At 50.9% G+C, this 7,110-nt stretch carries 8 protein-coding genes, 1 pseudogene and 1 riboswitch; of the genes and pseudogenes, 3 read left to right on the plus strand and 6 right to left on the minus strand.

Translation table 11 applies throughout. The features are described from left to right. Positions 1 to 40: 40 nt before the first annotated feature. From ACFQO0_RS16510 to ACFQO0_RS16520, 3 genes are all read right to left on the minus strand, one after another. Positions 41 to 1,267: an efflux RND transporter periplasmic adaptor subunit gene (locus ACFQO0_RS16510; RefSeq protein WP_382236888.1), complete on the minus strand. Its 1,227-nt coding sequence runs from the start codon at positions 1,265 to 1,267 to the stop codon at positions 41 to 43. A gap of 120 nt (positions 1,268 to 1,387) precedes the next feature. After that, complete coding sequence (locus tag ACFQO0_RS16515) at positions 1,388 to 2,215, minus strand: alpha/beta hydrolase (RefSeq protein WP_382236890.1); 828 nt, start codon at positions 2,213 to 2,215, stop codon at positions 1,388 to 1,390. A 1-nt stretch (position 2,216) separates the two neighbouring features. Continuing rightward, a complete protein-coding gene (locus ACFQO0_RS16520; RefSeq protein WP_382236893.1) occupies positions 2,217 to 2,423 on the minus strand; it encodes a hypothetical protein in 207 nt (68 codons plus the stop codon). Positions 2,424 to 2,700: 277 nt separating this feature from the next. Between ACFQO0_RS16520 and ACFQO0_RS16525 the strand changes: the two genes are divergently transcribed. Beyond that, a complete protein-coding gene (locus tag ACFQO0_RS16525; RefSeq protein WP_382236896.1) occupies positions 2,701 to 3,345 on the plus strand; it encodes a TetR/AcrR family transcriptional regulator in 645 nt (214 codons plus the stop codon). Between the two features lie 121 nt (positions 3,346 to 3,466). Here ACFQO0_RS16525 and ACFQO0_RS16530 read toward each other — a convergent pair whose 3' ends face one another. Together ACFQO0_RS16530 and ACFQO0_RS16535 are read right to left on the minus strand one after the other, a co-directional pair. Further along, positions 3,467 to 3,808 carry a glutathione binding-like protein gene (locus tag ACFQO0_RS16530; protein ID WP_382236904.1) on the minus strand — a complete coding sequence of 114 codons (342 nt, stop codon included), beginning with the start codon at positions 3,806 to 3,808 and terminating at the stop codon, positions 3,467 to 3,469. A gap of 13 nt (positions 3,809 to 3,821) precedes the next feature. Then, positions 3,822 to 4,100 carry a glutathione S-transferase N-terminal domain-containing protein gene (locus tag ACFQO0_RS16535; protein WP_382236907.1) on the minus strand — a complete coding sequence of 93 codons (279 nt, stop codon included), beginning with the start codon at positions 4,098 to 4,100 and terminating at the stop codon, positions 3,822 to 3,824. Positions 4,101 to 4,250: 150 nt separating this feature from the next. Between ACFQO0_RS16535 and ACFQO0_RS16540 the strand changes: the two genes are divergently transcribed. After that, a complete protein-coding gene (locus ACFQO0_RS16540; protein ID WP_382236910.1) occupies positions 4,251 to 5,168 on the plus strand; it encodes a LysR family transcriptional regulator in 918 nt (305 codons plus the stop codon). A gap of 208 nt (positions 5,169 to 5,376) precedes the next feature. After that, positions 5,377 to 5,528: riboswitch (yybP-ykoY riboswitch) on the plus strand. Positions 5,529 to 5,872: 344 nt separating this feature from the next. Then, positions 5,873 to 6,703 (plus strand): type 1 glutamine amidotransferase domain-containing protein, encoded by an 831-nt coding sequence (locus ACFQO0_RS16545; RefSeq protein WP_382236913.1) that lies wholly within the window; start codon positions 5,873 to 5,875, stop codon positions 6,701 to 6,703. Between the two features lie 290 nt (positions 6,704 to 6,993). Here ACFQO0_RS16545 and ACFQO0_RS16550 read toward each other — a convergent pair. Continuing rightward, a pseudogene (locus ACFQO0_RS16550) lies at positions 6,994 to 7,110 on the minus strand (IS30 family transposase); the annotation flags it as partial.

The following is a 7,110-nucleotide window of genomic DNA, read 5'->3' on the forward strand; positions in this document are numbered from 1 at the left end:
TGGAAATTAATTTGATCTTTAGATCAGCTTGAATTTCGATTTAGTTGACTGCGCTTGAAGCCGCCTGCCCTGCTGACTTGCCTGTATTTGCACTCGCAACACGCGCATCCATCTTCACGACTTCCGGCGCGACCGTGTCATTCGGACGTATGCGTTGCAAACCATTCACGACAATGCGCTCATCCAGTTTCAATCCGCTGCGTACAACGCGCAAACCTTCGACCATAGGACCCAGGGTCACCGGACGATAAACAGCTTTGTTATCCGCACCGACCACCATCACGAACTTCTTGTCCTGGTCGGTACCGACTGCCTTGTCGTCGATCAGCAAGGCATTTTTTGAATTGGAATCACCGGTACGTACGCGTGCATACATGCCTGGTGTCAGCGTCCCATCTTCATTGGCGAAGACGGCGCGCACGCGTATCGTGCCGGAGCCGTTGTCGATGCGATTGTCGAAAGATTTCACATGACCCTGACGTGGATAACCTTCTTCACTGGTCAGGCCGATGGAAACCGGAATGCGATTCACGCCGCTGTTGCCGACCGTGCCATTGCCTGCATAGCGAATATAAGTAGGCTCGTCGACTTCAAAATTGACATAGACCGGTGAGACCGAAACCAGCGTCGTCAAAGTCGGTGCGGTCGGTCCGGTTGCAACCAGATTGCCGACCGTGATTTCGGCGCGCGAGACGCGACCGCTGACTGGCGCGGTGATTTCTGTATATTGCAGATTCAGGCGGGCAGTCAGGACTGCAGCGTCGGTGGCCTTCAGATTGGCATCGGCTTCAAGCAACGCATTTTCGCGCTGGTCGAGTTCACGCTGGGAAACCGCACGATCTTCGAGCAAGCGCTTGGTTCTTTCCAACTCTGTTTTTGCCAATGACAAACGGGCTTGAGCACCTGCACGTGCAGCTTCGGCACGCGCCAGTTCAGCCTTGTATGGACGGGGATCGATGGTGAACAGCAATGCGCCCTTCTTCACCAACTGACCATCCTGAAAATGTACGGCGTCGATGGTGCCGGAAACGCGAGGGCGAATTTCAACCCGCTCTATCGCCTCCACCCTGCCGGAAAAATCGTCCCACTCAGTCACTGAGCGTTCGATGACACTGGCAATCGTAACGGGTGTCGCTGCCGGTGCGGCAGGCGCAGCTTTTTCAGCATGACCGGTTAGTGATACGGTAGCAACGCCGATTACCAATAAAACACCGACTGCAATCGCAATCGTGCTGCGAGAAAAACGTGGTGTGGTGGAGTTTTGCATTTTTTATTCCCCTGAGAATTAAGTAAAACCGTAAGTAGAAAATGTAAGTAAAAGCGTAAATAAGAACGTCAATAAAGATGTTTGTGAAAGCTGATGCTGCTGGTGTCTAAAGTTGCCGGATCAGACTGGGTCCTGAATAAATTGCTTGATTGTTGAGATGACGGATGAAAAACTCGCGTGCGTCGGATCGACCAGTTGTCCGCCTTCCGCAGCAAAGCGACGCACCTGAACCGGCACACCAGCAGTGATCAAACTGGATGCATACTGTTCAGCTTCATCGCGCAAGGCATCATTTTGTGCAGTGATCACCAAGGCCGGGACCAAGCCGCCGAGGCGGCGCGACTGTGCAGGAGCTGCATATGGATGCAAGGCATCGCTGGTCGATGGCAGATACGCCGCCCAACCTTGCTGGCAAACGCATTTGCCGAGTGCCTTCATGGACTTGGATGATTGGCTCGGGTCCAGCATCGGTGTAATCAGAATCTGGCCTTTGAGGCAGATGCCACGACTGGTGGATGTCAATCGGTCGCGGGCTATCATCGCGACTGCAGCAGCCAGATTGCCGCCCGCCTGGTCACCGCCCACCATCACGCGCGTGCCGTCTGCGCCCAAACCGGCCGCATGGTCGTATGCCCATTGCAAGGCTTCGAACGCCACTTCTGTGATATCGGGGAAAGAGGCATCGCCGGCCAGCGGATAATCCACCGCCACGACGACTGCTTTTTCCGACAAGGCACGGGCAATGCCATCGGCGTCTTCCACCGCACCGCAAGTGAAGTAGCCACCGTGAAAATAAACGACCAAAGGCAATTGTTCTGCAATCGCATTTTTTCCGGTGTTTTTACCAAACACGCGCAAACCAATTTCGCGCGACTCTGCTGACGCTGTAAACGTCGTGGTCCACGGATCCAATGCTGAACTGTGCAGAGTTGTGCCGGTCGAACTCATCTTAGTGATGCTCTGCTGATGTCGATTGTGCAAAAGAACCGATCGAAGTGGCGCTGGCCCACAATGCGCCGCCGGTCAGGGCACCGTCGTATATCGCGTCCTGGAAAGCGCCGTTGTGCATTGCAACAGAGATCACCAATGTACTTGCGGCAACTGCGGTGGCTTGATATAAGTGGCGCGAAAACCGACGCGAAATTGAATTTTTCATTGTGTTACCCCAAGGAACCTATTTCGATGGAAGAAGTATATAAATCCATCAATTAAAGATAAATACTGATATTTATGAAGAACTATCTATAATTTCTGGACAGTCGATCAGATTTGACGCAAAAACTGATGCTCTGTGAGCATATTTTAAAGAAATGCCATTCTGGAAATGACGCTTTGTCATGCAAACATCATATTTAATAGCGATCACTACGAATTTAAGTTTGTGACTTTATAGCGCTTGTTTTCGTGTGTCAAGAGGTTTAATATCGATCACTATGGAAATAGAAAATAAATCCGAAAAGCCGCGTAAAAAGACTGGCCGGCCGCTCTCTTTCGACCGCGAAGTTGCGCTCGAACGGGCAATGCTGGTGTTTTGGCGCTACGGTTATGAAGCTGCATCGCTGCAGGAATTGACGTCGGCTATGGGTATTACGCCGCCGAGTTTGTATGCCGCTTTTGGCGACAAGGAAAAGCTGTTTCTGGAAGCGGTAGAGCGCTATTCGACCAAGAGTTGCGATGCCTTGCAGTGTCTGTTCAATCAGGCACCGACAGCACGCGATGCCATTGAGCGCCTGCTGCAAAGCAGCGCCGTTGATAACACCTGCCCTAGTCATCCGCCCGGCTGCCTGGTAGTAACGGCTGCGACTAATTGCTCTGCATCGTCAGAGCATGTGCAAAGCGCCATGACCGAGCGTCGCGACAATGTCGAAAACTTAATCGTGAGCAGAATAGAAAAAGGAATTACCGACGGTGAGCTGGCACCGGATACCGATGCCGCTGCGCTTGCGAGTTTTTATACAACGGTGATACAAGGCATGTCGACGCAAGCCAGGGATAGTGGCGGCGATCGTGACAAGTTATTGTCGATTGCCGCGACCGCGATGCGCGCGTGGCCGATTTACAAGCAAGCGACCAACTGACAGGCAACGGAAAAGTCTCGAACAGCTGTCGACAGAAGTGAGTAGCAAGTCAGTAAAGCAACACAATCCTTACTTCTCAAAAAAGGCTCGATATTACTATCGAGCCTTTTTCATTCCCGCCTCATATCTTGGGAACAGCCATCCCTTTTTGCACTGCAGGGCGTTCACCTACCGTTTGCAACCAGCGATGCACGGCTGGTTTGGTGGCCAGACTCTCAGCCAATACATCTTTCAAATGCGTCGTCGCCGCCACTGTCCACGGGTAGCACGCAATATCCGCAATCGTATAGTCATCTCCGGCCAGATAGGTATGGGTGGCAAGTCGCTCGTCCATCACCGTCAACAAACGATCCGACTCTGTGACGAAACGATCGATTGCGAGCGGCGATTTATCTTTGGAGCGCACTCCGAAAAATCCGAGCTGCCCCAGCATCGGTCCCAGCCCGGCAATCTGCCAATGCAACCACTCCAGTGTTTTATAGCGCGCGGCCGGAGGCTGGCAGGAAGCGGTCGTGCTTTTCTGCCAGATACGTCAGGATCGCCCCGCTCTCGAAAATCGGCAGCGGTCCTCCCTCCGCATCTTCATCGACGATAGCTGGAATTTTGCTGTTTGGCGAAACTGCCAGGAAGGAAGGCGCGAACTGCTCGTCGTTGCCGAGATCGATCAAACGCACCTGATAAGGCACGCCGAGTTCTTCCAGCATGATGGCCGGCTTGCGCCCATTCGGCGTGGTCCACGTATAAAGAGTAATCATGCGATTTCCTGTTGGGTAAAATGAGATTGCACTTGATATCTACGTTAAAAAAGACGTCCTGATGCCGTGCACAAGTTCCATCCGGTGCAGCGAGAACAGAGATAAATAAACTAGAATCACAACAACTTTAATCGATATCGGGATGACCGGATGGATCGCTTTGACACAATGCTGGCCTTTACGCGCGTGGTTGAATTAATGAGCTTCACCAAGGCGGCAGTTTCACTAAACCTGCCGAAGGCGACTGTGTCTGCGCAAGTGATCGCATTGGAAAAACGCTTGCGCGTCAAATTATTGAATCGCACCACGCGTCATGTCAGCGTGACACCGGAAGGTGCCGGATATTACGAACGTGCGATACGTTTGTTAAGTGAGCTGGAGGAAACCGAAGCAGCCGTCAGTCATGCCGCCATGTCGCCCAAAGGTAGATTGCGTGTCGACGTTCCCGGCGCAGTCGGACGCCGCATCATTGCACCGGCCCTGGCGGACTTCTTCAATCGCTATCCTGAAATTGACCTCGAAATGGGTTGTTCCGACCGGCCAGTCGATCTGGTGCATGAAGGGATCGATTGCGTGATTCGCGGCGGCGATATCAATGACGAATCACTGGTGGCCAGACGCCTGGGCGACTTCCGCATGATCACGTATGCAGCACCCTCCTACCTGGACAAACATGGTGCGCCCAAGAATCTGGAAGAACTGGAACGCCATCAGGTCGTCAGTTTTTTCTCATCTAAAACCGGCAAGATCTATCCGTTTATTTATGAGCAGGAAGGTACCCAGACGCCGATACTAGGCCGACCGCGCGTCGCCATCAATGACTTCGACATCTGCGCTGTCGCCGCATGCTCCGGCATAGGGTTGATCCAGCTACCGGCGTTTATCGCCAACGAGTACACCACATCAGGTCAGTTGGTACCCGTGCTGGACGGATATGTGTCCGAAGTCGTTCCCGTATGGATGCTGTATCCGCCCAATCGACATCTGTCGGCAAAGGTGCGGGCCTTTGCAGAATGGACAGCGGAACTCTTTGCCAAAGCCGAATTCGGCACCGAGAATTCGGCTTGACGCGCATCCCATTTCTGCACCTGACAAATCGCATCCATGGCGATACATCTCTACCAATAAAACACCCATCCTGCGAATGCATCAAACCGCCGTATCGGCTGCTTTAATGAAGGACCCACATCAGGCATTCCCTTCGCTTCAAAACGGGCATATCCTGCCACATATTTGCAGATCAAATTCAAAGAGCATGAAACTGCTTTACTATCGTGCCTCTGTCATTGGGGAGTAGCTACCGTTTCTATAACGGGCTTGCGTCAACATTCTTGGGACAAAATCCCATGGTGCAAGCAGCAGCCGAGATTGACTGATTTCGGCCTGATCGGCGAGACCTTTGGCCACAACCTGTTCTGCAAGCGGCTTAATTCTTCGGACCTAAATGGTCCAGCCCTAGGGGGTCACTCCAATTCCGGGTCAGTATTCGACGCAGTTCAACATCCATTCAAGCCAGAGACGGTGTGGCGCAGGAGTCTTGAAAGGAGTATCAAAAATCGCATTAGAGGCCTGGCCTCATAAATAGGCGAATAGATTCGCTCACGGTTGAAAACTGATAGCGACGGCACCTTCCTTAAGTTAGTACGCAACTCCGTTTGTTACATACAGGAATATGTGAATTCGATTTATGTGTATTTATCGCTGCGACTTAACTCGTTACGATTCATTACTGAATGAGCGAATGTTTCGCACATAATCAATAAGGAACACAAATGAAAAAAACTCTTATTACTGCTTTGCTGGCAGCTAGCGCGAGTCTCGCGAATGCAGGAACCGTATTGGTGGTGCTATCAGACTCAGATCACCTCAATTTACGTGCAGGGAAAACTATGACGACTGGTTTCTTTCTAAACGAACTGATGCAGCCAGTAGAAGTATTTTTGAAAGCCGGCCATAACGTTGTGTTTGCGACCCCAACTGGAAAGGCTCCTTCAGTAGATCAAAAGTCGGATGACGTGAATTTCTTTGGTGGCGATGAACAAGCTCGTAAAGAAAGTCGCGCATTGTTGACGACACTTAAACTCACTTCGAAAACCGGCTCGCCAGTAATTAGTCTTAAGCAGGTTAAAAAGATCGGCTATGAGAAATTTGATGCAGTGTTTGTTCCTGGTGGACACGCACCAATGCAGGATTTGTTGAAAGATCGTGAACTTGGTCAGCTCTTGAATAACTTCCATGCCAATAACAAAGTAACTGGTACTACGTGTCACGGGACCATTGCATTGCTCTCTACGATCTCAGATGCTAGTTCATATGTGAAGTCGCTTGAAGAAGGAAAGCGTAACGCGCCATCGTCAAATTGGATTTATAAAGACTACAAGATGACAGCATTCACCAACGAAGAAGAAGAGCAATCCAAAGGCTTTCTTAACGGCGGCCAAATGAAACTGTTTCCTCAAGATGGCCTGACTTCGGCTGGTGCGAAGTTTAGCGAAGCCAAAGCATGGAGCGAAAACGTTGTGGAAGATCGTGAACTGATAAGTGGACAGAATCCGCAATCGGCTAAAGCGGTCGCAACAGCGATGTTAAAGAAATTTCAGTAACTATAGCCTTGCTTGACGCGGCGGTTAAATCAGTACTTTGTGTTGATTTAACCGCCGTTTTTATATCTGGAGGAAACTTACACGTCACGGAATAGGAAGTCTTCAACGGGGGTTGATGAGTCTTCGTTTTATTTACTCGGTAGTCGCTGGGTCCAATTGGCATTAGTGCTATTGGTATTTGTTAGCGTTCTAATCGCTGCTATTAAGGTCAGGCCACGGAAAAGACGTGTGGTCTGACTCGGAGTTCAACTCCGGCAATGAACATGGGAATGACCGCTTTGGTGGCGGTTTCAACCGGTGGATGCAACAGATTGATAAAACCGTTGAGCCGGCGTTTCGTAGTTTAAAGTTTTTCTCGGTCGTTCATTGAGTTGTCTGGCAACAGCATTCAATTGAGCCTGCGAGTA

Origin of the sequence: Herminiimonas aquatilis, from assembly GCF_042665175.1 — a bacterium.
Lineage (GTDB): Bacteria > Pseudomonadota > Gammaproteobacteria > Burkholderiales > Burkholderiaceae_D > Oxalicibacterium > Oxalicibacterium aquatilis.